Raw genomic sequence first — 25,596 nt, 5'->3', positions numbered from 1 at the left:
ATCAGAGGATTTCACCGAGAGTAAGGCGGATATCGTGGCAGACTCCTCGTTCGACGTCGTCAGCAAGGTCGACAAGATGGAGGCGGACAACGCCGTCAACCAGGCCCGCAAGGAGGTCGAGCAGCGCTACGACTTCAAGAACGTGGGCGCCTCCGTCGAATGGAGCGGCGAGAAGGTGCTGCTCAAGGCCAACACCGAGGAGCGGGTCAAGGCCGTCCTCGAGGTCGTGGAGTCCAAGTTCATCAAGCGGGGCATCACCCTCAAGTCGCTCGACACCGGCAAGCCCTACCCGTCGGGCAAGGAGTTCCGGATCGAGGTCGGCCTCAAGAACGGCATCGAGCAGGACGCCGCCAAGAAGATCAACAAGCTGATCCGCGACGAAGCGCCCAAGAGCGTCAAGTCGCAGATCCAGGGTGACGAGCTGCGCGTCAGTTCGAAGAGCCGGGACGACCTCCAGGCGACGATGGCCCTCCTGAAGGGCGCCGACCTGGAGGTGGCCCTCCAGTTCGTGAACTTCCGCTGAGCGGACCCCGCGCGGCGAGCGGGCCCCGTGGGCCGGGAGGGCCTCCCGGCAGCGGACGGCTCGCGCTGAGCGCCCCGCGCAACCAGCGCGCGACCTCGCGATAGGCGGCCTCGCGCACCGCGGATCGCGAGAGGAAGACGTCGTGCAGTGCGCCGTCCAGGCGTGCGACGGTGACCGTCGGAGCGAGGTTCAGCGCGCGCACGGCGATGTCTTGCACCTGGAGCACGATGTCCGAGTCGAGCATGTCGTCCGTCCAGTACGGCAGCAGTGTCGAGCGCGCCGACAGCAGGGTGAGAACGGGCGCGTCGATCGCGAGGCCGGTGGCCACCCGCGCGTGGCCGGCGAGCACGGCGGTCAGCCATGCCGCGTGCACGGGGAAGCCGCGGACCGGTCGCCAGGTCAGGTCGTAGTCCCACTCGCCGTCGAGCGTGCGTGACACCGAGCGGGTGTAGAAGCCGAGGTCGACGTTCGGCATCGCCGCCTTCGGGTCCAGCCTCGCGTGGAGGTCGATGAGCGGGCTGATCACCGCCCGACCGGCCGCGTGTGCCTGGAACTCCAACCACGGACTGTTGAGGACGACGGCCGCGGCCCGACCCGGGTGCCGGTCGGCCCACAGACTCAGCGTGAGGCCGCCGGTGGAGTGGCCCATCAGGATCAGCCGGCGGTGCGGCGGGCGACGCGGACGCTCATCCTCTCCGTGGCCCATCGCCTCCAGCGCGGCTTCGATGTCCTCGTCGTAGGTGTCCAGCGAGTCCACGAACCCCGGAGTCTGGCCGGGGCGCAGACTCCGACCGTACTTGCGCAGGTCGAGCGCGAAGAACCGGGCGCCCTGATCGTGCCAGAAGCGCGCTAGTTCGGTCTGGAAGAAGTAGTCGGACCAGCCGTGCACGTACAGCACGTCGGTGTCCTCCGCGGGATGGCCGGGGCGCAGGTCGGCCAGGCGCGGCCACGGCTCGAAGCGCACGAGCGTGGCGACGACCTCGCCCTCCGCGTCGGGCGCGAGCGCGAGCGTCGCCTGCTGGAACCCGGCGCCCAGAACGTCCGGGCGCCATTCCACCGGAGTGCTCATGGCTCCAGCGTGCCAGAAAGGAACGGGTCGATGGGAGGCCTACTCGGCCGCGCCGACCTCCACCGCGCCGATCTCCGCCGCGCCGGCGTCCGCCGCTGCGCCGTTCGACACGCGGACCATCTCGTCGCGGGGGACGACCTTGATGCGCGCGCGGCCGCGCTCCGCACCGAGGGCCTGCTCGTGCTCGTCGAGGTTGTGCCAGCCGTCGAGATTCGTGTACTCCACACCCCGGTCGCGGAGGAGCTTCTCCACAGATTCCTCGGAAGGGTCAGCGGGAGACCACCAGTTGCCCTGATCGTTGATCACATGTTTGATCGTCTCCATCGCATCCGACTTGGTGTGACCGATGAGCCCGACCGGCCCGCGCTTGATCCACCCCGTCGCATACACGCCGTACATCCGCTCGTTGTCCCCCGTGCGCAGGACCTGCCCCTCGTGGTTCGGGATGATGCCGTGCTTCGTGTCGAACGGGATGCCGGGCAGCGGCGAGCCGAAGTAGCCGACGGCCCGGTAGACCGCCTGGACCTCGAGCTCGCGGATCTCCCCGGTGCCGCGCACCCCGCCCTCGCCGTCGGACTCGGTGCGCTCGTACCGGATGGCGCGGACGTTACCGTTCTCGTCCGGCAGCACCTCCAGCGGCTTGGCGTAGAAGTGCAGGTGCAGCCGGCGGGAGGCCGAGCCGACCTCGCGCTGGCGCCACTGCTGCAGCACGCGGTCGATCACCATGACCTGCTTATTGCTGGCGATCGCCGCCTTCGCGTGCTCGTCGTAGTCGAAGTCCTCGTCGTAGAGGATCATGTCGACATCCCGCAGTTCGCCGAGCTCCCGGAGCTCGAGCGGAGTGAACTTCACCTGCGCCGGGCCGCGGCGACCGAACACGTGCACGTCGGTCACGGGCGAGCTCTTGAGGATCTCGTAGACGTTGTCGGGGATCTCCGTCGGCAGCAGATCGTCGGCGTGCTTGGCCAGGATGCGCGAGACGTCGAGGGCCACATTGCCGTTGCCGATCACCGCCACCGACTTCGCCTCCAGCGGCCAGGTGCGGGGCACGTCGGGGTGGCCGTCGAACCAGCTGACGAAGTCGGCGGCGCCGTAGGAACCGCCGAGGTCGATGCCGGGGATCTCCAGCCCCGCGTCGTGCACGGCTCCCGTGGCGAAGATGACCGCGTTGTAGTGCCGCTTGAGATCGTCGAGCGTGATGTCGACACCGTAGGTCACGTTGCCGAAGATCCGGATGTCACCGCGGTCCAGCACCTCGCGCAGGGCGGTGATGATGCCCTTGATGCGCGGGTGGTCGGGGGCCACCCCGTAGCGGACGAGCCCGTAGGGCGCCGGCAGCGACTCGAACAGGTCGATCGAGACATCGAAGCCGCGCTCGGCCTTGAGCAGGATGTCGGCAGCGTAGATTCCGGCCGGGCCGGCGCCGACGATCGCGAGTCGCAGTTTGGTCATGCGTTGATTCCTTCTGGGTCAGCTCGAACGTTCGACGATGGTGTCGGCGAATCGCACGAGCGCCTTCTTGACCGCGCCGTCGGGCAGCGGTGCGAGCGCCTCGACGGCCTCCCTGGCCCAGCGGTGCGCCTCCTCCAGGGTCTGCGCGGTCACCTCGTGCTCGCGCAGGGCCGCGATCGCCGCGGTGGCCTCCGGGCTGACCTCGCCCTCCTCGGCGGTGCCGATCACGTCGCGCTCCAGCCGTTCGAGCAGTGCGCGTGCTTCGGGGTCCGCATCCGCGCGCTCGCGCAGTCGCAGCACGGGCAGGGTGGCGACACCGGCCCGGAGGTCGTTTCCGGGGGTCTTGCCGGTCTCGGCGACGCCCGTCGACGACAGGTCGATGACGTCGTCGATCAGCTGGAACGCGACGCCGATCTTCTCGCCGAACGTGACGACGGGCTTCTCGTAGGCGGGGTCGGCGTTCGAGAAGACCACGCCCATCTGGCCCGCCACGGCGATCAGCGACCCGGTCTTGTCCTGGAGCACGCGGATGTAGTGGGCCACAGGGTCTTCGCCGTCTTGTGGGCCGATGGTCTCGTGGAGCTGGCCGAGGCACAGCCGCTCGAAGGTGTCGGCCTGCAGCTGGATGGCGCGCTCGCCGAGCGCGGAGACCAGCTTGCTGGCCCGCGCGAACAGCAGGTCCCCCGTCAGGACGGCGACCGAGTTGCCCCAGACGAACTGGGCGGTCGGAACGCCACGACGCATCTGCGAGTCGTCCATGACGTCGTCGTGGTAGAGCGACGCGAGGTGGGTGATCTCGACGGCCTGGGCGGCCTGCAGCACCCCGGGGGTGTTCCCGTCGCCGAGCTGCGCGGTCAGCAGTGTCAGCATGGGGCGGACGCGCTTGCCTCCCGCTTCGAGCAGGTAGCGGGTGGTGACGTCTGCGAGGTTGTCGGCGAACCGCATCTCGCGGTGGAGCGCCTCCTCGACCAGTGCGAGACCGTCGTCCACCGCCGTGGCGACCTGGCGGTCCTCACCGCGGACGAAGATCCGTTCGGTGAGACCGAGCTGGCTGGTCAGCGACGCGGGACGCCGCACAGCCGGAACGCTTCGTGGCACTACTCCCCCTCGGATGGGATGGCGGACGATGAGTCTTCGGAGCCGGGCCTGCGAGTGGATCGTGTCGCGCCGGCGGGCTTCCCGCCCGTCGACTTCGTCGCGGCGGGCTTTGCGGGCGCGGGCTTGCCTGCGGCGGGTTTGGCTGCGGCGGGTTTCTTGGCTGCCGCGGGTTTGCCGGCCGCGGGCTTGGCGGAGGCCGGCTTGCGGTCGGCGGGCTTCGACACCGGCTTTCCGCCGGTCGACTTCGTGGCGGCGGGCTTCTCGCCGGCCGGCTTCGACACCGGCTTTCCGCCGACCGACTTCGTGGCGGCAGGCCTCTCGCCGGCCGGCTTCGACGAGCGAGCGGACGCCCCGGCGGCGTTCGACACGGTGCGCTTCGGCGGCGCCGGCTCGGTCGGCGTTGCCGGAGTCTGCACGGTGGCCGATGCCGCCTCGGTAGTGGCCGCCTCGGACGCGGCCGGGGTGGCCGCATGAGCGCTCAGCGGCTTCCAGCCGCGGTGCAGCGCGACGATACCCGCGGTCAGGTTTCGCCAGGCCACCTGCTCGAAGCCGGCGTCCCGCATCCACGCGGCGAGCGCCGGCTGGCTCGGCCAGGCCTCGATGGACTCCATGAGGTACTCGTATGCCGCGGGGTTGGAGCTCGCCACCCGGGCGAGCACCGGCATGCCGTAGCGCAGGTAGGCCGCGTATCCGGCACGCACGGGCGCCAGCGGCGGCCGGGAGAACTCGCAGACGACCACGCGGCCGCCCGGCTTGGTGACCCGGTAGAACTCGGCGAGCGCGGCGCGCGGGTCGACGATGTTGCGAAGGCCGAACGAGATCGTCACCGCGTCGAACGTGTCGTCGTCGAACGGCAGCGCGGTCGCATCGGCCTGCACGAAGCTGATGAACGGGTTCGCCGCCTGACGCTGCCTGCCGACCTCGATCATCCCCTGCGAGAAGTCGGCGGCCACCACACTGGCTCCGTTGCGCGCGAGCGATGCGCTCGACGTGCCGGTGCCCGCCGCGACGTCGAGGATCGTCTCGCCGGCGCGCGGCGCGACGGCTCGCGTCGTCGCCACTCGCCAGAGCGTCGCATTGCCCATCGAGAGGACGGTGTTGGTCCGGTCGTAATGGGTCGACACCTCATCGAACATGGCGGCGACCTGGGCGGGCTGCTTGCTGAGGTCGGCCTTACTCACCCCACCAGCTTAGGCTGCGGCGTGATGCGCTGCATTCCACGCCCGCGCGCGCTACACCGTTCGCGAAGTGGATGTCCAGCCCACGCGCATCCGGCGCCCAGCGCGCCGGGCGTAGGCTGGTGCGGTGACTGCACCCTCGACCACCCGCCGGGTGACGGGCGTGACGGCGCTCTCGGTCGAGACGACCCCCCTCGACGACGTCCGGCATCTCGTCCCCTTCCTCGACTCCCGCCGACCGCTCGTGTGGATCCGCAAGGGCGAGGGGATCGCCGGCATCGGGGAGGCGTTGCGGCTCGAGTTCCGCGGGCCGGACCGCATCCGGCAGGCCTCTGCGGCGTGGCGCAGCACGGTCCAGGCGGCGACGGTCAGCGACGGCGTGCGCACGCCGGGAACCGGCCTCGTCGCGTTCGGCACCTTCGCGTTCGACGACGAGAGCTCGGCCACCAGCGTGCTGATCGTTCCCGAAGTCGTCCTCGGACGCCGCGGCGGTCGCAGCTGGATCACGCGGATCCGGCGACGGGACGGCATCGACGACGCGGCCGTGGACGGCGGTCGCGCCGTATCGGACGCCGCGGGGCCGCAGGCGGGACACCCGCTCCTCCCGAGCGACGACCTGCCCCGGCCCATCGCGTTCGGCGACGAGTACCGGCTGAGCCTGCTCCCGGCCGGGTTGGACGAGGACGGCTACCGGACGGCGGTCGCGACCGCCGTCTCGAAGATCCGCGAGCACGACCTGTCGAAGGTCGTCCTGGCGCGCGAGCTCTCCGCCCACCTCCCGCTCGAGTCCGACGTGCGCCGTGCGCTGGTGGAGCTCGCACTCGGGTATCCGGACTGCTGGACGTTCGCCGTCGACGGGCTCGTCGGCTCGTCGCCGGAGACGCTCGTGCGCGTGCACCACGGCACGGTGACCGCGCGCGTCCTGGCTGGCACGAGATCACGCGGGCGCGACGCCGCGAGCGACCACGAGTCCGCCGCCGCCCTCGCCGCATCGGTCAAAGACCAGGACGAGCACCGGTTCGCCGTGGCGAGCGTGCTCGACGCGCTCCGACCGCACAGCGCCGACCTCGCGGCGAGCGACCTCCCGTTCACGTTGAAGCTGCCGAACCTCTGGCACCTCGCGACGGACATCGCCGGCACCCTGAGCGACGGGGCGAGCTCGCTCGATCTGGCGGACGCCCTGCACCCGACGGCTGCCGTCGCCGGCACCCCGACCAGGGAGGCGGTGGCGCTGATCCGGGAGCTGGAGCCCTTCGACCGCGGGCGCTACGCCGGCCCGGTGGGCTGGGTCGGCGGCGACGGCGACGGCGAGTGGGCGATCGCCTTGCGCTGTGCGCAACTCGACGAGACCGGCGACCTCACCGCGTACGCGGGAGCGGGCATCGTGGCCGACTCCGACCCCGCGGCGGAGTACGCGGAGACCACCATGAAGTTCCGCCCGATCGTCGAAGCGTTCGGCTGAAACGCGCCCGCCGCACCGCGCTCAGGAGGCCGCGAGCCTCCCCCGCTCCGCCTCCAGGTCGTAGTTCGGCGCCGGCCACTCCAGACCCAGCTCCTCCAGCGCATGGATGAGCAGGTGCTGCACGGCGAGCCGCGCGTACCACTTGCGGTCGGCCGGAACGACATACCACGGCGCGTACGACGTCGAGGTGCGGTCGAACACGATCTGGTACGCGTCCTGGTAGTCGTCCCACCGCAGCCGTTCGTCGACGTCGCTCGGGTTGTACTTCCAGTGCTTGTCCGGCCGGTCGAGGCGTGAGGCGAGGCGCTCCTTCTGCTGGTCCTTGCTCAGGTGCAGCATCACCTTCACGATGGTCGTGCCCGACTCGGCGAGTTCGCGCTCGAACGCGTTGATCGCGTCGTACCGCCGCTCGATCTCCTCGTCGGGCGCGAGCTTCCGCACCCGGCCGATCAGCACGTCCTCGTAGTGCGAGCGGTCGAAGACGCCGACCTCTCCCGCACCGGGAACCTGCTTCCAGATCCGCCAGAGGAAGTCGTGGGCGAGCTCCTCGTGCGTCGGGTTCTTGAATCCCGCATAGCGCACGCCGCCGAGGTTCATCTGCCCGACGACGTGCGTGACGATCCCGCCCTTGCCTGCCGTGTCCATCGCCTGCAGCACCAGCAGCACGCTGCGCCTCTCGCCCAGCATGCCCGCAGCGAACAGGCGCTCCTGCAGGTCGGCGAGGATCGCGGCCCCGTCGTCGAGAGCCTGCTCACCGTCCGTCTTGTCGCCGGAGAAGCCCGGTGTCGACCCGGTGTCCTGATCGGCGAGGCGGAAACCCTCGCCCACACGCATCAGCGGATCCGGATCCTCTGCCCAGTACTTCTCGCGTCCCACGTCGCCTCCTCGCTCGGGTCGCACCATCGTACGGCTTCCCATTCAGACACCGGCGACGTCGAGCACCGGCTCGAACGCGTCAGGCCGGTGCAGCACCACCCGCGTCTTCACACCGTCCGGGAACAGCTGTGCCACGTCGGCCGCGCTCGCCCTGTCGTCGACGGTCACGTCGATCGTCTCGCGCCAGCGGCCGTCGGGCATCCGCTGCAGCGTCGCTTCCCAGACCAGCCCCGGCGTCGCGCGCGCCTGGAGGCGCAGGTGGATGCCGACGGCCCGGCGTCTCCCGAGCAGCGACAGCAGGCCACGGTAGATCGCCACCCGGCGGGTCGCGGCGAGCCAGGTGTCGAGCGTGCGAACCAGTGCGTCCGCGCTCCACAGGATCGTCGTGGCGAGACCGCCGCGCGACTGGTACACGTCGACGGCGTACACGCCGGCCAGCCGGCGCAGCGTCTGGCGGAGGGCCTCCTTCGTGATCCCCTCCTCCACCGTGCTGTGAAGGTAGAACGGCACCGCCGAACGGGCGGGGAGGCCGCCGGCGCGCAACGCCGAGCGATCGTGCACCGTCTGCCCGTCGCCGAAGAACGGTCGGAGCTCCGCGAGCAGCACTGCCACCGCGTCGGCGGGCGGCTCGTTCTCGATCGCGGCCGCCGTGTCCGCGTAGGCGATCGCCTGGTGCAACGCGCCCAGCCGGAAGCCAGGGGAGAGTGCGGGCCCCGCCTTGACGGTGACGAGCACTTCGGAGCCGTCGAGGTCGAGCCGGACAGGGTTCTCCCTGCCGTCGATGCGCGGAACGAGGTCGAGCACGTGCTCGATCGCGAGCGTGCGGACGCCGGCCGGGATCGGCAGGCGCCCCAGCGGCGAGCCCGCGACGACGAGATGCGTCACAGTGAATCCTGCGGCGCGCGCGCGTGCGGCCACCTGGGCGGCGACCATCCCACCGAGGCTGAAGCCCGCGAGCACGACGGGCTCCCCTGGCGCGATGCCGGCCTCCCGCATGGCCGCGAGCGCGGCGCGGGTGATGGTCGCCTCGTGCTCCGCGCCGATCACGAGGTCGGCCGTCAGGTCGTTCGGCGCGGCGCCGGGCCGCGGGTGCCACGACTTCGTGCTCGGGAACTGCACGATCCAGTGCCGGACGCCCTCGTGCTCCCGTTCGACGAGGCGAATCACGGCGGTGTCGATCCGATCGTCGAGGTCGGGGTCGCAGAGGTCGTCGATCTCTCGCTGGCTGAGCAGGAGGTCGCGGAGCGTGTGCACCGAGCGACGGCGCATCGCACCGGCGGCGAGGCCCGGGATGCCGAGCGGGTCGGGGCGCGGCCCGAGCTCCAGCCCGAGCAGGCCGGCCGGCACGTCGACGAGTCCAGGCGACGGCGTGTAGTCCTCGCCGGCGTCCCGGTCGTTCCACCAGCGCAGGAAGTCGTGCAGGAGCGGGAACCGCTGCTGGAGGAGGTCGTCGTAGTGGAGCAGCACCGCGTCGTGCCCGTCGCGCAGCAGTCCGCGCGTGCGGCCCAGCGCCACCGTCTTGCGCAGCAGAGCCGGAAGCGTGAACACCGCGAGATACGGCCGCGCCCGCCACCGCGGCAGCACGATGCCCACCACGCCGATCAGGAGCGCGAGCGGCGCCAGAAGCCAGCCGGCGATCCGGGCGAACCCGCCCGTGAGCCGCGGGGCCGCCGACAGGTACAGGCCGCTCAGCGTCGTGCGGCGCGCCCGCCTCCGGCGCGGCGCGGGCGCGGGGAAGGGATACGGCTGCTCCCGCGTGCGCTGGAGCGCGTACCACACCCACTCGGCGGCGAACACGAGGAGGCTCGCGAGCGCGACGACGATCGCCGCCGCGACACCCGCCGCCAGCAGCACGAGGCCGCCCGCGAGCGCGACGGGGACGCCGACGAGGAGACCGACGACCAGCGCCGCCCAGCCGCCGGCGGACCTCCCCCGCCAGAGGCGGGGCGGCAGCTGGCTGAGCATGCGGTCAGCCTAACGGCGACCTCCGTCCCGATCGCTTCGCACTGCCATCTAGCCACGCTCGGCTCCGGCCCGCTACGTTGTGCGCATTCGAGAGGAGCTCGTCGTGAACGGATTCTGGAACTTCTTCTGGCTGATCTTCTGGGCTTTCGCCTTCGTCGCCTACCTGATGGTCCTTTTCACGATTCTGGTCGACCTGTTCCGCGACGAGAAGCTCAACGGATGGTGGAAAGCCGTCTGGGTGATCTTCCTGATCTTCGTGCCCTGGCTCACGGCGCTCGTCTACCTGATCGCCCGCGGTCGCGGCATGGCCGAGCGCAACTCGAGGGAGCGGGAGACCGTTCCGGAGGACACCGACTACTACACGCACCCGACCCCGTCCGCGACTCCGGCCGCCGACATCCAGCAGGCGCAGGACTTGCTCGACAAGGGCGTGATCAGCAAGAACGAGTTCGACGCCCTGAAGGCGAAGGCCCTGGGAAATCGCTTCTGATCCGCCAGCGGAGTGCGGTGTGCGACACGCCACAACAAACTCGTGACACGATGGTCTTGCATCCGACGGGGGCGGATGTAATATTCATGTATGCCTGTACCCATTGCAGAAGCCGTCAGTCCCCGGCGGCTCATCCGTGACGAAGTCTTCATTCGTCTGCTCGACGCCATCGTCGACGGTGACCTCACCCCCGGCGAACAACTCTACGACGCGGAGATCGAGAAGTGGGTCGGGGTCTCCCGCACCCCGGTCCGCGAAGCGCTCAACCAGCTGGCCGCCATGGGCCTCGTCGAGATCATGCCCCAGAAGCGCACCAGGGTCACCCCGATCGACCCGGAGCGACTGCGTGCCCTGATCGACACCGTCGGCAGCCTCATGACCGGCGTCGTGCGCGATGCCACCCCCCTTCTGACCGACGAGGACAAGGATGCGCTCCGCGCGTTCAAGGACCGGATCGGCGACGGGTCCGAGATGGCCGACCTGGTGCGCGAACGCGTCCTCAGCGACGGCTTCATCAACGTCTTCCTCCGCCGCCTCGACAACCGGACGGTCGCCAAGCTCTTCACCCGCCACCTCCCCGAGGTGCGCAGGGCGCTGATCGCAGCCCCGACCTCCAACGCCTTCATCGCGGGCGCACCCCACGCGAAGGCGGCGGTCGACGCCGCCATCGCGGGCAACGGGGCCAAGGCTTCGAAGGCCGTCGCCGAATTCTGGACGAAGGGCCTCGTCACCGTCGTCGACGAGTTCGCCACGAAAGCCGCACCCACTGTGAAGGAGGGGCGCTGAGATGCCGCTTCCCGTGAAAGACTCCGCCCCGGTCGAGCGTCAGCTTCTGCGCGACGTCGTCTACAACCGCCTCTACGAAGGCATCCTCGACGGCACCCTCGAGCCGGGTGAGACCCTCCTCGACGAGAAGCTCACGGCCTGGCTGGGCGTCTCCCGCACGCCCATCCGCGAGGCCCTCATGAAGCTCGCCGACATCGGCCTGGTGGAGATGGCGCCCAACCGCTACACCCGGGTCGCTCCGATCGACCTGCGCGCCATCGACGAGGCCATCTACACGACCGGACTCCTGCACGAGTACGCGGCGCGGACCTCCGTGCCCACGCTCGACAGTGCAGCGCTCGGTCGCCAGGACAAGGCCCTCAAGGAGGTCCGCAAGGCTGCGAAGTCGAACAGCCTCCCGGCCCTCGGCCGCGCGGTGAACGACTTCTTCCTCGAGTTCGAGCGCAACAGCGACAACGCGGTGCTCCTCTCGCTCAGCGAGGGCCTGAGCCCGCAGGTCCTGCGCTACATCGCGGTGTGGAAGCAGCCGTTCGCCACCGACGACCTGCCCGGCCGGATCGCCGAGATCCTCGAGGCCGCGAAGGCCCACGACGGCACGAAGGCCGGCGACCTCGTGCGCGACCTGTACGCGTCCTCGCTCACGCAGTTCCTCGCGGACTACCGCCGCACGGACGACGAGATCGACGAGAGCCCGGTCGTCTGACCGCCAGCCCTCTCGAACCGTGCCCGGTGCCGTCAGGCGCCGGGCACGCTCGCGTTCAGACCTCGGCGTCGACCGCTGCGCGGCCCGAGACGACGGAGCGGATGTACGACGCCACCTTCTCGTGCTCGGGGTGCACGACGTAGCGCTGCAGCGCCGCCTCGTCGGCGAAGTCGCTGACCAGCACGACGTCGAACTCGTTGACCGGGAGCGAGTTGACGCCCACCTCGAAGCGGAGGATCTCCGGGATGACGGCGGGGAGAGCTTCCAAGCCGGCCGCGATCCGAGCCGCCTGTTCGGCGCGCTCGGCTTCGTCCGTCGTCGCGAGCTTCCACATGACCACGTGACGCAGGGTCAACGTTCCTCCTCCAGCAGTGCGGTGCGCAGGCGTGACGGATCGACGCGCCAGTAGGTGTGCTGCCGACCGTCGATCAGCACGACGGGGATGTCCTCCACATACCGCTCGTGGAGCTCCGGATCGTCGAGGATGCTGCGCTCTTCGACCTCCACCACGGGACCATCGTCCGGCAGGCCGGCGATCACCGAGCGGATCGCCTCACGTGCGTCGTCGCAGAGGTGACAGCCGGGCTTGCCGATGAGCGTGACGGTGACGGATGACACGTCGACAAGCTTAACGGCAAAAAGCGCCGACCCTCGCGGACCGGCGCTCGAGCAGCAGACGCTGAGGTCTACTTCTTGTTGCGACGCTGGTGGCGCGTCTTGCGAAGAAGCTTGCGGTGCTTCTTCTTCGCCATACGCTTGCGACGCTTCTTGATAACGGAACCCACGTAGACCTCACAAAGTTGGTGGTTTGCCGCGGGAAACGCGGCGACACAAGCAGCCAGTCTACCCGACTTCAGGCCGAGTCTGCGACGCCGCCGTCCAGCTGGGGTGCGACGGTCTTCAGCGCCTGCGCGACGGCCGACTCCGGAACGCGGAACGACCGGCCGAAACGGATGGCCGGGAGCTCACCCGCATGGACGAGCCGGTAGACGGTCATGCGGGAGACGCGCATCATGTCGGCCACTTCGGCGACCGTCAGGAAGCGCACATCCCGTAGGGCGTTCGAGCCCCCTTCGTGAACCATGCGGTGTCCCTCTCCTGCCCGTCATCGTACTCGGGTGGCGACGACGGCGAACTAGGGAACTCTAGTCGCTTCGACCGTTCAGTCTCTACGCCAGATCTTCGGCGTGACCCGCTCGACCCGGCGGCGGGTGTCGGCGAGCACCTTGCCGACCGTGCTCGCGAACTCGCGGGTCTCGTCGGCGAGCTCGACCGAGTAGGCCGTCAAGTCGACGTCGGAGGCGGTGAACGGGATCACCCAGTCCTCCACGGCCTCCAGAGGGGCCGGGTCGAGACGGTAGTAGCGGTGCTGGCCCTCCTCACGCACCGAGACCAGGGAGGCTTCGCGCAGCACCTTCAGGTGCTTGGAGACCGTCGGCTGGCTGAGCTCGAGCGTCGCCACGATCTCCGAGACCGAGATCTCACCGGCGGGACGCGAGTCATCCGAGTTGCGGTCGAGCAGCACTCTGAGGATGTCGCGCCGAGTCGGGTCGGCGATCACGTCGAAGATGTCGGCCATTGCACCAGGCTAGTCGCACGGGTGGCGGAGTACCATGTCCGAAGCTGTCGGTGGGAGGAACGGACGATGCGCACGACGCAGGCGGCCCGGCGGGGGTCCCCGGCCGCGGGAGGACGCGCACGCGCGGCGGTCAACGCGTTCGCGCAGCGGAGCCCTTCGCGGTTCGCGATCCTCGTCTTCGCGCTGCTGATCCTGGTCTTCACGCTGCTCTTCTCGCTGCCGATCGCCTCCGCCTCCGGCACCTGGACCGGCCTGGCCGACTCGCTCTTCACCGCGGTGTCCGTCATCTGCGTGACCGGCCTCTCGACCGTCGACATGGCGACCCACTGGTCGGTGTTCGGGCACCTGCTCGTCTACATCGGCGTGCAGGTCGGCGCCGTCGGAGTGCTCACCATGGCGAGCATCCTCGGCCTCGTGATCTCACGCCGCCTCGGGCTGCGCGCCAAGCTCATCGCCGCCAGCGACAGCAACCCGCAGCGCATCCACGCCGGCCCCGTCGCGGAGGGCCAGGCCGTTCTGCTCGGCGACGTCGGCAAGCTCCTGCGCACGGTCGCGATCAGCATGGTCGTCATCGAGGGTGGAATCGCGCTGCTGCTGTTCCCGCGCATGCTGATCGCCGGGATGGACGTCGGCAGCTCGCTGTGGGAGAGCCTCTACTACTCGGCGATGGCCTTCACCAACACCGGGTTCGCGCCGAACACCGAGGGTCTCACGCCGTTCGTGAACGACTACTGGTTCCTCGGCGCGCTCATGATCGGGGTGTTCCTCGGCGCGATCGGGTTCCCGGTCATCCTGGCCATCGCCTCCAATCTGCGCAAGCGACGCAGGCGCTGGTCCATCCACATCAAGCTCACCCTGCTGACCTCGGTCATCCTGCTGGTGGCGGGGGCGGTGCTCTACATCGTGCTCGAATACGACAACCCCAAGACGTTCGGACAGCTGGATGCCGGGCACACGGTCTTCCAGTCGTTCTTCCTCTCGACGATGTCGCGCTCCGGAGGCTTCGCGACGATCCCCATCCAGGACCTGCACGGGTCGAGCCTGCTCGTCACCGACATGCTGATGTTCATCGGCGGAGGGTCGGCTTCCACCGCCGGCGGCATCAAGGTGACGACGCTCGCCGTGCTGTTCCTCGCGGCGTTCGCCGAGGCGCGCGGCGTGGAGTCGATGGACGCCTTCAAGCGCCGCATCCCGATCGACGTGCTGCGGCTGTCCGTCGCGGTTGCGCTCTGGGGCGCGACGATCGTGGCGGTCGCGAGCATCCTCATCCTGCAGATCACCAAGGCGCCGCTGGACCACGTGCTGTTCGACGTGATCTCGGCGTTCGCCACCTGCGGCCTCTCCACCGGCCTCACCGAGAAGCTGCCGGACGCCGGGGTCTACGTGATGGCCGCCACGATGTTCTGCGGCCGCGTTGGTACAGTGACTCTCGCTGCGGCGCTCGCGCAGAGCCAGCGCAAGCAGTTCTACCAGAACCCCGAGGAGAGGCCGCTCGTTGGTTGACCGGATCAGGCACAACGCCCCCGTGCTCGTGATCGGCCTCGGCCGCTTCGGTGCCGCGACCGCCGGACAGCTCGATCGGCTGGGCCGGGAGGTCCTCGCGATCGACACGGACGCCGGGCTCGTGCAGAAGTGGGCCGACCGGGTGACGCACACCGTGCAGGCGGACGCGCGCTCGATCGAGACGCTGCGGCAGATCGGAGCGGAGGACTTCTCGATCGCGGTGGTCGCGGTCGGGTCGTCGATCGAGGCCAGCGTGCTCATCACGGCGAACCTGGTCGACCTCCACGTGCCGCAGATCTGGGCGAAGGCGATCTCGCAGTCGCACGGCAAGATCCTGGAGCGCATCGGGGCGAACCATGTCATCTATCCGGAGGCCGAGGCCGGCGAGCGTGTTGCACACCTGGTGTCGGGGAGGATGCTCGACTTCATCGAGTTCGACGACGACTTCGCGCTGGTGAAGATGTACCCGCCCAAGCCGATCCGCGGCGTCAACCTGTCGGAGTCGGGCGTGCGCAGCCGCTACAACATCACCGTCGTCGGCGTGAAGAGCCCCGGCAAGCCGTTCACCTACGCGACCCCGGACACCGTCGTCTCCAACCACGACCTCATCATCGTCTCCGGCACCTCCGCCGACATCGAGCGCTTCGCCGCCCTCGAGGCCTAGCCGCCAGCACGCAGCCATCGCTCCCTCACTTTCTCTCGCCCGACCGCGGCGTGTTGCGAGAGAAAGTGAGGAACGGATGGCTGCTCTGTGGATAACGGCGAAGGGGAGGTGCGCGGCGTTCAGGATTGTCGGGTGAGTGGACTGGTTGAACGACGCGGATTCACGGTGGCCGAGGGGCGTGACGCGGGCTTGTCCCGTCGGCAGCTGTACGGGCCAGGCGTACAACGGAGCTTTCGCGGGGTCCGCACCATCGATGTCGACATCGAGGATCACCGGGTGCGCTGCCGTGCGTACGCGGCGCTGCGTCGCCCCGGCCACATCTTCAGTCATCACTCGGCGGCCGCCCTCCACGGGTTCCCGCTGCGGTGGGCGGTGCAATCGCGCGACGTGCACGTCGCCGTGTTCTCGCCCCTCAAGCCACCGCGAATGGAAGGAGTCACCGGGCACGAGTTGCGTGGTGCCGGCCACCGCATCGTGACGCTCGACGGCATGCAGGTTGTCGCGGCCGAGGACGCTTGGGCTCAGTTGTCGGGGACCCTTCCGATCGACGACCTCGTCGCCATCGGGGATTGGCTGATCACCGGAGACGAACCGCACTCCGGCACTGCACCGTCTCACACGCGCGACCAATTGGAGTCAGCGATTCGACACCACGGGCGTCGGCCCGGCGTGCGTCGCCTCAGGGAGGCTTTCGAGCTCGTGAGGTACGGCCCGCTCTCACCGCAGGAGTCGCGACTGCGGCTGGAACTGGTGCGCGCAGGCCTGCCGGAGCCATCTCTGAATCACCACGTTCACGATCGGGGGCGACGCATCGCCATGGTCGATCTGGCCTACCCCGATCGCCGGCTCGCGATCGAATACCTGGGCGATCACCACCGGACGAACGCGGACACCTACCGCGAGGACATCTATCGCCGCGAACGCCTAGCTGCCGCGGGCTGGGATGTCGTCTTCCTCACGGTCGACGACCTCGCCGGCCCCACGCCGCGTGCCCCACTCATCGTCCGCCGCGCCTACGCCCGCGCGTCCCCCGGCCAGTAGCTATCCATTCCTCACTTTCTCTCGCTCGAACCCGGCGTTTTGCGGGAGAAAGTGAGGAAGCGATTGCTGAGGTCAGGGGGTGGGGGTGGGGGCCGCTAGTTCGCGGGCGCGGGCGAGGGCGGCGTCGGTCGCGCGGGTGAAGAGGGCGGGGAGGTCGGCGGCGGCGAGCACCTCGATCGCGCGCTCGGTGGTGCCCTTCGGGCTGGTGACGCGGCGGCGGAGCTCGGCCGGGTCCTCCCCGGAGGCGACCAGCAGTTCGGAGGCGCCGAGGAACGTGCCGTTCACCAGCGTGCGCGCCTGCTCGGGGGTGAAGCCCTTCTCGACAGCGGCGGCGGTCAGCGCCTCCACCAGCAAGAACACGTACGCCGGGCCCGAGCCGGAGATCGTGCTGAGCGCGTCGAGCTGCGACTCCGGAACCTCCACGACCTCCCCCACGGTCTCGAACAGCGACCGGACCAGCTGGAGGTCTTCCGGCTCGGATCGGCCACCGGGGCTGATCCCGGTGACGGCCTTGCCGACCACCGCAGGGGTGTTCGGCATCGACCGCACGACGACGATGTTCTCCGGCAGCAGCGACTCGAACGTCGCGACGGTGACGCCGGCGGCCACGCTGACCACGATGGTCCCCGGGTTCAGCGACGACGCGATCTCGCGCAGCAGGTCGGGCACCATCGCCGGCTTGACCGCGACGATGACGATGGCGGCGCCGTCGACGGCGAGGCGGTTCGCTGCACCGTCCTTCTCGATGGCGAAGGCGGTGACTCCGGGGATGCCGGACAACTCCGCGGCTCGCTCCGCCGAACGGTTGGTCACCCTGATCCCACCGGTCACCTCCACGCCGGGAGCGGTCAGCCCGGAGAGGATGGCACGGCCCATCGAGCCGGCGCCGAGCATCGCGATGGTGGGCAGAGTGACGTTCTGCGTGTCGGTCATGGGGCCATCCTAGGATGAGGTCATGAGCGCAGAAGGCGGTACCAGGGCGATCGTCGCGGCCTTCGCCGCCAACCTGGGCATCGCCCTCACGAAGTTCATCGCCTGGGCGTTCTCCGGCTCCTCCTCGATGCTCGCGGAGGGCGTGCACTCGGTCGCCGACTCCGGCAACCAGCTGCTCCTCCTGCTCGGCGGCCGCCAGGCGAAGAAGAAGGCCGACAAGGAGCACCCGTTTGGCTACGGCCGTGAGCGCTACGTCTACGCGTTCGTCGTCTCGATCATCCTGTTCTCGGTCGGCGGCGTCTTCTCGCTGTACGAGGGCGTGGAGAAACTCACCCATCCCCATCCCCTGGAGAACTGGTGGCTGCCGCTGCTGGTGCTGCTCATCGCGATCGGCCTGGAGTCGTTCTCGCTCCGCACCGCCGTGCACGAGTCCAACCCGCTCCGCAAGGGGATGTCGTGGCCGCAGTTCATCCGCCGCGCCAAGGCTCCGGAGCTGCCGGTGGTCCTGCTGGAGGACGTCGCCGCGCTCACCGGCCTCGTCTTCGCGCTCATCGGCGTCGGGCTCACGATCATCACGGGCAACGGCGTCTGGGACGGCGTAGGCACGGTCCTGATCGGCCTGCTGCTGGTCGCCGTCGCGATCGTCCTCGGCATCGAGACCAAGAGCCTCCTGGTCGGCGAGGGAGCGTCCGACGCCGACGTCGCGGCCATCGAGCGCGCGATCCTCGCGGGCGACGAGGCCGAGCGCATCATCCACATGCGCACGCTCTGCCTCGGGCCAGACGAACTGCTCGTCGGCGCCAAGCTCGCGATCGCCGGCAGCCTCCCGCTCGCGGAGGTCGCAGCGGCGATCGACACCATCGAGAGCCGCATCCGGGAGGCCGTCCCCGTCGCGCGCGTCATCTACATCGAGCCGGATGTCTGGGTCGACCCGAACGAGCAGCATCCCGCCACCGACACCATCGTCATCAAAGGACTCGAGTGACCCGCACCGCCCTGATCCTGCAGCACGACCCCGCCATCCACCTGGGCAACATCGGCCCTGTGCTCACCGAGCACGGCTACGACCTCCGCATCGTGGACGTCACCACCGAAGACGTGACAGCGATCGACCCGGCGGAGGCCGACCTCGTCGTCGTGCTCGGCGGCGAGATGGGCGCGTATCAGACCGAGCAGTTCCCGTTTCTCGCCGCGGAGCGGACGCTGCTGCGCTCGCGGCTCGACGCCGAGCTGCCGACGCTCGGCGTCTGCCTGGGCGCTCAGCTGATGGCGGGCGCCCTCGGCGAGCGCGTCTACAAGGGCGACACCACCCAGATCGGTTACCGGCGCGTGGAGCCGACGGAGGCCGGTGCATCCTCGCCCATCCGGCACTTCGCCGGAGTGCCCGTGGTCGAGTGGCACGGCGACACGTTCGAACTGCCGGCGCGGGCCACCCGGCTGGCGACGTCGAGCGACTATTCCAACGAGGCGTTCGCGATCGGCGACTTCGCGCTGGCGGTGCAGTTCCATCCCGAGGTCACCGATGAGATGCACGAGCAGTGGGTCACGGACGGATACAACGAGCTGGACGAACACGCGATCGACCCGGAGGCGCTGCGCGAAGACCGCGAGCTCTACTCCGCCCGGATGCAGGAGGCCTCCCGCGCCGCCTTCTCGGAGTGGCTGGAGGCCCTCCCGGCCTGACCGCGCCCCACGCGGGCGCTCAGCGCTTGGCGCGGAAGAAGTCCAGCAGGAGGTCGGCGCAGTCTTCGGCGAGCACGCCGGGGTATACCGCGACCTGATGATTGAGTCGGCGGTCGCGCAGCACGTCGTAGACCGAGCCGCCTGCGCCCGCCTTCTCGTCCCACGCGCCGAACACGACGGTCGGCACGCGCGCGGCCAGCACTGCTCCCGCGCACATCACGCACGGCTCCAGCGTCACGACCAGGGTGCAGCCCTCGAGGTGCCAGTCGTCGCGGGAGGCCGCAGCGGCGCGCAGCGCGAGGATCTCGGCGTGCGCGGTCGGATCGCGGTGCAGCTCGCGCTCGTTGCGTCCCGTGCCGATGACCTGCCCGTGCTCGTCGATCACGAGCGCCGCCACCGGCACGTCCCCGGTGTCGAAGGCGAGGCGCGCATCGGCGACGGCGCGGCGCATCCACCCCTCGTAGTCGGCGGGAACGGGCAGGGTCACGGGTCCTCCTCTGGCGGGTCCGCGCGCTGGCGGGTTCGGCTAGCCTTGAGCCTATGCGAGTGCACGTAGCTGACCACCCCCTCATCACCCACAAGCTCTCCGTGCTCCGCAACAAGGACACCCCGTCCCCGGTGTTCCGCGCGCTGACCGAGGAGCTCGTCACCCTGCTCGCCTACGAGGCGACGCGCGCGGTGCGGGTGGAGCCGGTGCAGATCGAGACGCCCGTCACCACGACGACCGGTGTCACTCTGAGCCAGCCGCGCCCGCTGGTGGTGCCGATCCTGCGCGCGGGGCTCGGGATGCTCGAGGGCATGGTCCGGCTGATGCCGACCGCCGAGGTGGGCTTCCTCGGGATGGCGCGCAACGAGGAGACCCTCGAGCCGACCACCTACGCCGAGCGGCTCCCGATGGACCTGTCCGACCGGCAGTGCTTCGTGCTCGACCCGATGCTGGCGACCGGAGGCTCGCTCGGCGCCGCGATCGACTTCCTGTTCAAGCGCAACGCCGTGGACGTGACGGCCATCTGCATCCTTGCCGCGCCCGAGGGCCTGGAGGCGCTCGAGAAGGCGACCGAGGGCCGGGACGTCACCATCGTGCTGGGCGCCCTCGACGAGCGCCTCAACGAGAACGGGTACATTGTGCCCGGTCTCGGCGACGCCGGGGACCGTTTGTACGGCACTGTGTAGAGTCCCGGGCGCTCGCAACAATCCGTAACGATTTGACACGGCGAGTCATGAGACGGTTTACTACTCGACATGACTGACAACTCGCGTCCCCTGACCTCCTTCGAGGCCCCTGGGAATGCCGGCATGATGATGCCCGGCCGCGACTCGGTCATGTGTTGCCGAATGTGTCGCTAATCTGACGATCCTTTCGCCGAGCGGTCGCCCTCCGACGCAGACGAGCGTCGACGCCGGGCACAGCTCCCCGGGCGCGCCACACGAACGCACCCGTGCATCGATCCCGTTCTGAATCGGGACATCTCGTCACACCGGAAACCCTGACATCCGGCGTACCTCGACAGAGGTGCAGCCGCCCCGGGGTCCGGACGCATCATCATCACTGAAGGACTTTCCTCCCATGTCTCTCGCCACTGTCGACTCCATCCGTCCCTCCGCCGCTCTCGCCGAGCAGGTCTCGGCTCCCGCTCCCCGCCTCCGCGCCGTCCCCGAGGGGACAGAGGCACGCGGGTTCGTCCTCTACGTCGGCATCGACGAGCTGAAGGCCGCCGCCTCCGGCACCGACCTCGGCCGCATCGTGGAGGCGCTCAAGCAGCTGACCGCCGAGCTCGCCCCCGCCGCCGAGACCTACGCCGCCGTCGCTCTCGCCCCGGCCGGCGCCGGCGGCCGCGACGTCGATGTCGTGCGTCTCGCCCTGCAGGACCCGGCCGCGATCGCCAAGCACCGCCACACCGTCGTTCCCGACGAGGACGAAGACCGCGCCTCCTCCGGGGTCGTGGTGGACATCTCGCGCAAGCGCCTCATCCTCGACAACCAGACCGTCTCGCTCACCTATAAGGAGTTCGAGCTGCTGCAGTACCTCGTGCTGCGGGAGGGTCGCACCATCGAGCGCGCCGAGCTGATCTCGTCGCTCTGGTCGAGCGCCGACGAGGACGAGATCCCGAACGAGCGCACGATCGACGTGCACGTGCGACGCCTGCGCGCCAAGCTCGGTCGCTACGAGGACATCGTGCGCACCGTGCGCGGCGTCGGGTACCGGTTCGACCGGCACGCGGACGTGTCGATCCGCCACGCGAGCGCGCCCTCCCCCGACCTCTTCTGAGGTCGGACCGCCGCATCAGCCGACAGGAAGATGTGTTTCGCGGTAGGCCGCGAGCTCCTCGGGCGTCCCGAAGCAGTAGAAGGTGCCCGTGGCCAGCGCGATCGTAGCGCCGCGCTCCAGCAGTCGGTTGTAGACGAGCGAGAGGTACGACTCCGGCGTCTCGGATGCCCGAGCGGAGGCCACCACCTCTTCGGCGGCGCGCACGAAGTCACCGGCCCGACGGAAGAAGTAGACGCCCATCAGCGCGTTCTCCGAGATGGCGACCTTCTCGGCGGTGCGGACGACGCGGCCCTCCCGATCGGTCTCCGCGAAGCTGTAGCGCGGGTCCGTCGAGGGGAACGAGAGCAGGACGCCGTCGGCGGCGCCGCCCGCCGCGTGCGCGATGGCAGCCGCGTAGCCGTCGCTCTCGAAGGCGATGTCGCAGTCCATCACGAGCAATGGGCGGTCCGGGTCGAGTGGCGCGGCGAGAACGGTCTCCGCAGCACCGCCGGTCGGAGCCGGCAGCTCCACCACCGTCAGCCCGGGCAAAGCCTCTACGAGCGCTGTCCCGAGGCCGTGCTCGCGCTGGAGTTCCGCGCGGATCACCGCGGTGACCTCGCCCGTGACGCCTGCGCGAGCCAGCGACGAGAGGGCCTTGCGAAACATCGGCTCGCCGTCGACGTCGATCAGCGGCTTCGGGAGGAGCTCCCCCACCGCTCGGAAGCGCTGGCCGAGCCCGGCCATCGGAAGGACGATCTGTAGCCCGTCGGTCATGCGAGTCGATCCCATTCGTAGTCGGTGGCGGGGGCGGCCGGTCCCCACGGGTCGCGCCGGAAGCGCCAGCGCGCCAGGATCGACAACCCGTCTGAGAAGACGCGGACGTTGCGCGCGTTGGAGACCTGGTCTTCCTCGCGCCAGGTGATCGGGTGATAGCGGAAGTCCACTCCGCGCCCGATCAGATCGAGGATGAGCTCGTAGTTGAAGCTCAGCTTGTCCCCGAAGCGCAGATATGTGCGCGAGTCGAGATCGGAGAGGGCGAAGAGGTTGAGACCGGAGCCGAGATCGGTCAGGGCGCGCAAGGTGCCGACCGAGTAGATCCCGTTGAGCACCCGGTTGCCGAGGATCCGCTTGGCGTCGTAGCCGTTCAGGCGGGCGCCGCGCGCGAACCGTGATCCGAGGATCGTCTGCGGGCCGCCCGCAGAGGCCAGAGCGATGAGCTCGTACGCCTCCTGTGCTTTCGCCTGGTCGTCGCCGTGCAGGATGACGACGTGGGTCGCGCCGGCCTCCTGCGCCTTGAGGAAGACCGTCTTGTGCGTCCCGCCCAGGTTCACGTTGCGACGATTGCGGAACACCCGCAGATTGCTCCAGCCGGCGGCCTGCTGAACGGCGACCTCGGCCGTGCCGTCGGTGCTGCCGTTGTCGACCACCCAGACTTCGTGCACGCCGCGTGCACGCTCGGGATCGAGTCCGGCGAGCACACGCGGGAGCTGCGGGGCGCAGTTGTAGGCAGGAATGGCGATGACGGTCTTCACGGCTTCTCCGCTGGTCGGGAGTCGGCAGCCAGTCCCGCCGCGTCGTACTGCGCGCGGAACTGGTCGAGGAACTGGACGGAGCGCGCGAAGTACACGAGCGCCGTGTCGGGGTCGATGACGACGCGGTGGCTGAGCATCCGGCCGTAGAGCAGACCGACGTGGAAGGGGAGGCTGCGCAGCTCGCTCGGCGTCAGCCGTTCCGCGGCGAGCGCTTCGGTCCATTCGGACAGCTCCTGATAGCCCGCGGAGCGGTATGACTCGAAGTCGATCTCGGCGCGGCCCGCGGTTCGGTCGATGCGGACCTCCGGCCGCTGATCGCTCTCGTTGAGGAACTCATATCCTCCCCAGAGCGACTGGAAGTGCCGGGCGAAGTCGAGCACCGGTCCGCGGACCTGATTGTCGTCGGACGGGTCGATGATGAGGACCCGGCCGCTCTCCTGGTCGATGAGCAGGTTGTCGATCGTGAGGTCGCCGTGGATCGCGGACGACTCGCGATAGGTCTCCAGATCGGACCACGCCCGCTCGTCCGCCGTGATGTCGGCGAGCAGACGATGCAGATTGGGGTACTCGCGCCCCCGGATCACGACGGTGTCGCACTCGAGGACCGCCGCGAGCTCCTCGTGCTGGAGTGCGGCTTGGCCGAGCCGATCCGTCAGGCGATCGCGGACGTAGGTGGCCAGGGCCTCCGGATGCCGCTCCTCCGGCCGGAGGTCGTACACGTGATCGAACATCACGTCCCAGACGTGGAGCAGCGCGCGGCGCGAGGCGTCGGCCGGCGCCGTGTGCACGTATCGGAACATCGTGGCCATGCGCGGATCGAATTCGATGTCGAAGTAGTAGTAGCCGGGGCCGTCGGCCTCGCTCAGCGCACGCACCATCGACGGCGTCTCGCTGTGCTTCCTCAGCCAGCGGTACTGCTGGGCAAGCTTCTCCCGGTAGCGCTCGGGGACGACCTTGCGCACCCGGGTCTCGCCGTCGTCGCGGACGAGCGCGGTGACCGCGTCCGACCCGCCCTTGAAGAAGCGCAGCACCTCGAGCTCGCTGGTCATCTCCAGCTTGTGCATGACCATCGCGAGGTCGTCTCGACGCAGGAACGAGTCGACGAAGCTGGAGAGCTCGTGGTCTTTGCGCTGGCTCCTGTCGAGCCGGGCGATGGTCCCCGCCGAGGCGTCGCCGTCGACGCGGCCGAAGAACGATCTGCTGAAGAGCCGGACCACGCCGTAGATCGCGGTGGGCAGGTTCAGCACGGTCCAGATCACGAACGCGAGCGAGAGCACCCAGATCGGGTCGGTGAGCGCACCCACCGCGGTGAGGTGCAGGCCGAGCTCCACGGCGTAGTCGGAGAGGAACGGCAGCCCGAAGAGCGACTCGGGGAACACGAACGGGGCGAACACTCCGGCACCGACCGGACGGACAGCGCCGGTCGTGAAGACGCGCTCGAGGATGATGTAGACCGCGAGAAGGTAGCCGCTCCACGACAGGACGAACGCGACGACGTACCGGATCACCTGCGACGGCGACCGGAGTAGCGCCTGGTAGCCGTGGATGAGCGACCACGACGACATCCGGAGGCGGGCACGGGGCCCGTCGGCGAGAAGACCGGTGAGGGCGAAGACCAGTCGCATGAGCACGCGGTTCTCGCGGACGAAGAGGACGAACGCCGCGATGACCGCGATCACGAAGACGAGCATCGGCACGGCGGCGGCGAGCGCGTCGAAGGAGAGCCCGGAGAAGGCGCCGAACAGGAGCAGCGCAGCCGCGACGACCGCGACATCGAGCAACCGCTCGATGGCGATGGCCGTCGCGGTGTAGAGCAGGCTGATCCTCAGCCGGCGGCTGAGCACTCCCGCTCTGGCGATCTCGCCCGCACGGAACGGCAGCAGGATGTTGAACAGCACGCCGACCGCAAGGGCGTCCAGGTGGTACCGGAGCTTGCCGGGGCGCGCCTGGTCGAGGACCGTCTTCGTGCGGACCGCCCGCGCCACGTTGCCGAGGAGGACGAGGACCATCGCCACGCCGATCCAGAACACGTCGAGCTGGGGAGGCCACGCGGCGAGGACGTCGATGATGTGCCCGGTGTTCGCCAGGCCGAACACGACGATCCCGACCACCGCCGTGACGAGGAGGCCGAGGCGGAGGCGGGAGCCTTTAGTTCGTCTCATCAGTTCGTCTCATCGCCGGACCAGGTGACTCGGATGACGGGGACGCCCGCGCGCTCCGCCGACTCGATACCGACATCGGAGTCCTCGAACGTGATGCACTGCGCGGGGTGGAGGCCGACCGCTTCGACCGCGAGGCGGTATGCCTCGGGTTCCGGCTTCGAACGCTCGATGTCGTCGCCGCAGACGATGAACGAGAACAGCTGCTCGAGCCCGTGGTGGGCGATCACGGCGTCGACGCCGGCGCGCTTCGCTGTGGTGACGAGGGCGACGGGGACGCTCGTCGCCCAGGTGCGCAGGAGCCGGACCAGCGGCTCGTTCAGCTCGGTGGCCCGCAGATAGCCGGGATACCGACGCGCCTTCTCCGCGCGCACCCCGTCGATCTGCACCCGACTGAGCTCGGGCGCGACCAGAGGCAGGAAGTCGCGGGAGTCGGAGCCCCACGTCGACAGGAACGTCTGCCAGGAGAAGTCGACCCCCACCGACGCGAGGGCGTCGCGGTATGCGCCGTAGTTCGCGCGCTTGGTCGAGACGAGGGTTCCGTCGAGGTCGGTGAAGACCGCGCGGACCGCTTGTTCCCCGATGCCTGTGCTCGTCATGAATATGAGCGTAAAGTACTCAAATGATTGATGCCCACGCATTCCGAGCTAAT

Annotated in this window: 29 protein-coding genes; 12 read left to right on the top strand and 17 right to left on the bottom strand. The window is 69.4% G+C overall.

Translation table 11 applies throughout. The annotated features are described in order from the left end of the window. Positions 1-76 precede the first annotated feature (76 nt). Positions 77-523 carry a YajQ family cyclic di-GMP-binding protein gene (locus JNB50_RS13775; RefSeq protein ID WP_241704682.1) on the top strand — a complete coding sequence of 149 codons (447 nt, stop codon included), beginning with the start codon at positions 77-79 and terminating at the stop codon, positions 521-523. On the opposite strand, the gene JNB50_RS13770 is transcribed toward JNB50_RS13775, so the two are convergent. Genes JNB50_RS13770 through JNB50_RS13755 form a run of 4 tightly spaced genes read right to left on the bottom strand, consistent with a single transcriptional unit; the run spans position 429 to position 5,323 of the window. After that, the gene (locus JNB50_RS13770) at positions 429-1,592 is read right to left on the bottom strand and encodes an alpha/beta hydrolase (RefSeq protein ID WP_208040697.1); all 1,164 of its coding nucleotides are present in this window, start codon (positions 1,590-1,592) and stop codon (positions 429-431) included. The genes JNB50_RS13775 and JNB50_RS13770 overlap by 95 nt on opposite strands. A 39-nt stretch (positions 1,593-1,631) precedes the next feature. Next, positions 1,632-3,044, bottom strand: a complete 1,413-nt coding sequence (locus JNB50_RS13765) for an FAD-dependent oxidoreductase (protein ID WP_208040696.1) — start codon at positions 3,042-3,044, stop codon at positions 1,632-1,634. Positions 3,045-3,062: 18 nt separating this feature from the next. Beyond that, positions 3,063-4,121 carry a polyprenyl synthetase family protein gene (locus tag JNB50_RS13760; RefSeq protein WP_208040753.1) on the bottom strand — a complete coding sequence of 353 codons (1,059 nt, stop codon included), beginning with the start codon at positions 4,119-4,121 and terminating at the stop codon, positions 3,063-3,065. A 20-nt stretch (positions 4,122-4,141) separates the two neighbouring features. Further along, positions 4,142-5,323 (bottom strand): demethylmenaquinone methyltransferase, encoded by a 1,182-nt coding sequence (locus JNB50_RS13755; protein WP_208040695.1) that lies wholly within the window; start codon positions 5,321-5,323, stop codon positions 4,142-4,144. A gap of 124 nt (positions 5,324-5,447) precedes the next feature. Here JNB50_RS13755 and JNB50_RS13750 point away from each other — a divergent pair, with 124 nt between their 5' ends. Further along, positions 5,448-6,782: a chorismate-binding protein gene (locus JNB50_RS13750; RefSeq protein ID WP_307794720.1), complete on the top strand. Its 1,335-nt coding sequence runs from the start codon at positions 5,448-5,450 to the stop codon at positions 6,780-6,782. A gap of 21 nt (positions 6,783-6,803) precedes the next feature. Here the strand turns inward: JNB50_RS13750 and JNB50_RS13745 are convergent, their stop codons facing one another. Both JNB50_RS13745 and JNB50_RS13740 read right to left on the bottom strand, forming a co-directional pair. Further along, entirely contained in the window at positions 6,804-7,616 is an 813-nt protein-coding gene (locus JNB50_RS13745; RefSeq protein WP_208040751.1) for a polyphosphate kinase 2 family protein, read from the bottom strand. An 84-nt stretch (positions 7,617-7,700) separates the two neighbouring features. Then, positions 7,701-9,623, bottom strand: a complete 1,923-nt coding sequence (locus tag JNB50_RS13740) for a thioesterase domain-containing protein (RefSeq protein ID WP_208040694.1) — start codon at positions 9,621-9,623, stop codon at positions 7,701-7,703. A 103-nt stretch (positions 9,624-9,726) separates the two neighbouring features. On the opposite strand from JNB50_RS13740, the gene JNB50_RS13735 reads away from it, so the two are divergent. The 3 genes from JNB50_RS13735 (at position 9,727) to JNB50_RS13725 (ending at position 11,602) form a co-directional block, all read left to right on the top strand. Further along, complete coding sequence (locus JNB50_RS13735) at positions 9,727-10,113, top strand: SHOCT domain-containing protein (protein WP_208040693.1); 387 nt, start codon at positions 9,727-9,729, stop codon at positions 10,111-10,113. 90 nt (positions 10,114-10,203) lie between these two features. Beyond that, complete coding sequence (locus tag JNB50_RS13730; RefSeq protein ID WP_208040692.1) at positions 10,204-10,899, top strand: GntR family transcriptional regulator; 696 nt, start codon at positions 10,204-10,206, stop codon at positions 10,897-10,899. A 1-nt stretch (position 10,900) separates the two neighbouring features. Next, entirely contained in the window at positions 10,901-11,602 is a 702-nt protein-coding gene (locus JNB50_RS13725; RefSeq protein ID WP_208040691.1) for a GntR family transcriptional regulator, read from the top strand. A gap of 55 nt (positions 11,603-11,657) precedes the next feature. On the opposite strand, the gene JNB50_RS13720 is transcribed toward JNB50_RS13725, so the two are convergent. From JNB50_RS13720 to JNB50_RS13700, 5 genes are all read right to left on the bottom strand, one after another. Continuing rightward, entirely contained in the window at positions 11,658-11,957 is a 300-nt protein-coding gene (locus tag JNB50_RS13720) for a Dabb family protein (protein WP_208040690.1), read from the bottom strand. Next, positions 11,954-12,220 (bottom strand): glutaredoxin family protein, encoded by a 267-nt coding sequence (locus JNB50_RS13715; protein WP_208040689.1) that lies wholly within the window; start codon positions 12,218-12,220, stop codon positions 11,954-11,956. Before JNB50_RS13715 ends, JNB50_RS13720 begins: the two co-directional genes overlap by 4 nt. A 68-nt stretch (positions 12,221-12,288) precedes the next feature. Next, entirely contained in the window at positions 12,289-12,387 is a 99-nt protein-coding gene (locus tag JNB50_RS13710) for a 30S ribosomal protein bS22 (protein WP_003792170.1), read from the bottom strand. 68 nt (positions 12,388-12,455) lie between these two features. Beyond that, a complete protein-coding gene (locus tag JNB50_RS13705; RefSeq protein ID WP_208040688.1) occupies positions 12,456-12,686 on the bottom strand; it encodes a helix-turn-helix domain-containing protein in 231 nt (76 codons plus the stop codon). Between the two features lie 78 nt (positions 12,687-12,764). After that, positions 12,765-13,181 carry a helix-turn-helix transcriptional regulator gene (locus tag JNB50_RS13700; protein ID WP_208040687.1) on the bottom strand — a complete coding sequence of 139 codons (417 nt, stop codon included), beginning with the start codon at positions 13,179-13,181 and terminating at the stop codon, positions 12,765-12,767. A 66-nt stretch (positions 13,182-13,247) separates the two neighbouring features. On the opposite strand from JNB50_RS13700, the gene JNB50_RS13695 reads away from it, so the two are divergent. The 3 genes from JNB50_RS13695 to JNB50_RS13685 all read left to right on the top strand — a co-directional run bounded on the left by JNB50_RS13695 (position 13,248) and on the right by JNB50_RS13685 (position 16,389). Next, positions 13,248-14,684, top strand: coding sequence for a TrkH family potassium uptake protein (locus JNB50_RS13695; RefSeq protein ID WP_208040686.1), 1,437 nt, complete (start codon positions 13,248-13,250; stop codon positions 14,682-14,684). Continuing rightward, complete coding sequence (locus tag JNB50_RS13690) at positions 14,677-15,348, top strand: TrkA family potassium uptake protein (protein ID WP_208040685.1); 672 nt, start codon at positions 14,677-14,679, stop codon at positions 15,346-15,348. Before JNB50_RS13695 ends, JNB50_RS13690 begins: the two co-directional genes overlap by 8 nt. A 132-nt stretch (positions 15,349-15,480) precedes the next feature. Beyond that, a complete protein-coding gene (locus tag JNB50_RS13685) occupies positions 15,481-16,389 on the top strand; it encodes a hypothetical protein (protein ID WP_208040684.1) in 909 nt (302 codons plus the stop codon). Between the two features lie 72 nt (positions 16,390-16,461). On the opposite strand, the gene proC is transcribed toward JNB50_RS13685, so the two are convergent. Then, the gene (gene proC / locus JNB50_RS13680; protein WP_208040683.1) at positions 16,462-17,322 is read right to left on the bottom strand and encodes a pyrroline-5-carboxylate reductase; all 861 of its coding nucleotides are present in this window, start codon (positions 17,320-17,322) and stop codon (positions 16,462-16,464) included. Between the two features lie 22 nt (positions 17,323-17,344). On the opposite strand from proC, the gene JNB50_RS13675 reads away from it, so the two are divergent. Both JNB50_RS13675 and JNB50_RS13670 read left to right on the top strand, forming a co-directional pair. Further along, positions 17,345-18,307: a cation diffusion facilitator family transporter gene (locus JNB50_RS13675; protein ID WP_208040682.1), complete on the top strand. Its 963-nt coding sequence runs from the start codon at positions 17,345-17,347 to the stop codon at positions 18,305-18,307. Next, positions 18,304-19,005, top strand: coding sequence for a glutamine amidotransferase (locus JNB50_RS13670; RefSeq protein WP_208040681.1), 702 nt, complete (start codon positions 18,304-18,306; stop codon positions 19,003-19,005). Before JNB50_RS13675 ends, JNB50_RS13670 begins: the two co-directional genes overlap by 4 nt. A 19-nt stretch (positions 19,006-19,024) precedes the next feature. On the opposite strand, the gene tadA is transcribed toward JNB50_RS13670, so the two are convergent. Beyond that, positions 19,025-19,492, bottom strand: coding sequence for a tRNA adenosine(34) deaminase TadA (gene tadA, locus JNB50_RS13665; RefSeq protein WP_307794718.1), 468 nt, complete (start codon positions 19,490-19,492; stop codon positions 19,025-19,027). A 53-nt stretch (positions 19,493-19,545) separates the two neighbouring features. On the opposite strand from tadA, the gene upp reads away from it, so the two are divergent. Then, positions 19,546-20,178 (top strand): uracil phosphoribosyltransferase, encoded by a 633-nt coding sequence (upp, locus tag JNB50_RS13660; RefSeq protein ID WP_208040680.1) that lies wholly within the window; start codon positions 19,546-19,548, stop codon positions 20,176-20,178. Between the two features lie 394 nt (positions 20,179-20,572). Further along, positions 20,573-21,274 (top strand): winged helix-turn-helix domain-containing protein, encoded by a 702-nt coding sequence (locus JNB50_RS13655; protein WP_208040679.1) that lies wholly within the window; start codon positions 20,573-20,575, stop codon positions 21,272-21,274. 15 nt (positions 21,275-21,289) lie between these two features. On the opposite strand, the gene JNB50_RS13650 is transcribed toward JNB50_RS13655, so the two are convergent. The 4 genes from JNB50_RS13650 to JNB50_RS13635 are packed head-to-tail and all read right to left on the bottom strand — an operon-like array spanning position 21,290 to position 25,543. After that, entirely contained in the window at positions 21,290-22,027 is a 738-nt protein-coding gene (locus JNB50_RS13650; protein WP_208040678.1) for a glycosyltransferase family 2 protein, read from the bottom strand. Continuing rightward, on the bottom strand, positions 22,024-22,785 hold the full coding sequence (locus tag JNB50_RS13645) for a glycosyltransferase family 2 protein (RefSeq protein ID WP_208040677.1): 762 nt from the start codon (positions 22,783-22,785) through the stop codon (positions 22,024-22,026). Before JNB50_RS13645 ends, JNB50_RS13650 begins: the two co-directional genes overlap by 4 nt. Next, positions 22,782-24,947 carry a lysylphosphatidylglycerol synthase transmembrane domain-containing protein gene (locus JNB50_RS13640; RefSeq protein WP_208040676.1) on the bottom strand — a complete coding sequence of 722 codons (2,166 nt, stop codon included), beginning with the start codon at positions 24,945-24,947 and terminating at the stop codon, positions 22,782-22,784. Before JNB50_RS13640 ends, JNB50_RS13645 begins: the two co-directional genes overlap by 4 nt. After that, complete coding sequence (locus tag JNB50_RS13635) at positions 24,947-25,543, bottom strand: HAD family phosphatase (RefSeq protein WP_208040675.1); 597 nt, start codon at positions 25,541-25,543, stop codon at positions 24,947-24,949. The genes JNB50_RS13640 and JNB50_RS13635 overlap by 1 nt, the downstream gene beginning before the upstream one ends. Positions 25,544-25,596: the final 53 nt, after the last annotated feature.

Source organism: Leifsonia sp. TF02-11, assembly GCF_017565305.1.
Lineage (GTDB): Bacteria > Actinomycetota > Actinomycetes > Actinomycetales > Microbacteriaceae > Leifsonia.
The sequence above is the reverse complement of the archived record's forward strand: the minus strand, read 5'-3'. Positions and strand labels throughout refer to the sequence as shown.

Excerpts from the sequence above, each read along its gene's own strand:
- JNB50_RS13775 (WP_241704682.1), top strand. The coding sequence starts at position 77 with ATGGAGGCGGACAACGCCGTCAACCAGGCCCGCAAGGAGGTCGAGCAG.
- JNB50_RS13770 (WP_208040697.1), bottom strand. The coding sequence starts at position 1,592 with ATGAGCACTCCGGTGGAATGGCGCCCGGACGTTCTGGGCGCCGGGTTC.
- JNB50_RS13765 (WP_208040696.1), bottom strand. The coding sequence starts at position 3,044 with ATGACCAAACTGCGACTCGCGATCGTCGGCGCCGGCCCGGCCGGAATC.
- JNB50_RS13745 (WP_208040751.1), bottom strand. The coding sequence starts at position 7,616 with ATGCGTGTGGGCGAGGGTTTCCGCCTCGCCGATCAGGACACCGGGTCG.
- JNB50_RS13740 (WP_208040694.1), bottom strand. The coding sequence starts at position 9,623 with ATGCTCAGCCAGCTGCCGCCCCGCCTCTGGCGGGGGAGGTCCGCCGGC.
- JNB50_RS13730 (WP_208040692.1), top strand. The coding sequence starts at position 10,204 with ATGCCTGTACCCATTGCAGAAGCCGTCAGTCCCCGGCGGCTCATCCGT.
- JNB50_RS13725 (WP_208040691.1), top strand. The coding sequence starts at position 10,901 with ATGCCGCTTCCCGTGAAAGACTCCGCCCCGGTCGAGCGTCAGCTTCTG.
- JNB50_RS13705 (WP_208040688.1), bottom strand. The coding sequence starts at position 12,686 with ATGGTTCACGAAGGGGGCTCGAACGCCCTACGGGATGTGCGCTTCCTG.
- JNB50_RS13700 (WP_208040687.1), bottom strand. The coding sequence starts at position 13,181 with ATGGCCGACATCTTCGACGTGATCGCCGACCCGACTCGGCGCGACATC.
- JNB50_RS13695 (WP_208040686.1), top strand. The coding sequence starts at position 13,248 with ATGCGCACGACGCAGGCGGCCCGGCGGGGGTCCCCGGCCGCGGGAGGA.
- proC (WP_208040683.1), bottom strand. The coding sequence starts at position 17,322 with ATGACCGACACGCAGAACGTCACTCTGCCCACCATCGCGATGCTCGGC.
- JNB50_RS13675 (WP_208040682.1), top strand. The coding sequence starts at position 17,345 with ATGAGCGCAGAAGGCGGTACCAGGGCGATCGTCGCGGCCTTCGCCGCC.
- upp (WP_208040680.1), top strand. The coding sequence starts at position 19,546 with ATGCGAGTGCACGTAGCTGACCACCCCCTCATCACCCACAAGCTCTCC.
- JNB50_RS13655 (WP_208040679.1), top strand. The coding sequence starts at position 20,573 with ATGTCTCTCGCCACTGTCGACTCCATCCGTCCCTCCGCCGCTCTCGCC.
- JNB50_RS13650 (WP_208040678.1), bottom strand. The coding sequence starts at position 22,027 with ATGACCGACGGGCTACAGATCGTCCTTCCGATGGCCGGGCTCGGCCAG.
- JNB50_RS13640 (WP_208040676.1), bottom strand. The coding sequence starts at position 24,947 with ATGAGACGAACTAAAGGCTCCCGCCTCCGCCTCGGCCTCCTCGTCACG.
- JNB50_RS13635 (WP_208040675.1), bottom strand. The coding sequence starts at position 25,543 with ATGACGAGCACAGGCATCGGGGAACAAGCGGTCCGCGCGGTCTTCACC.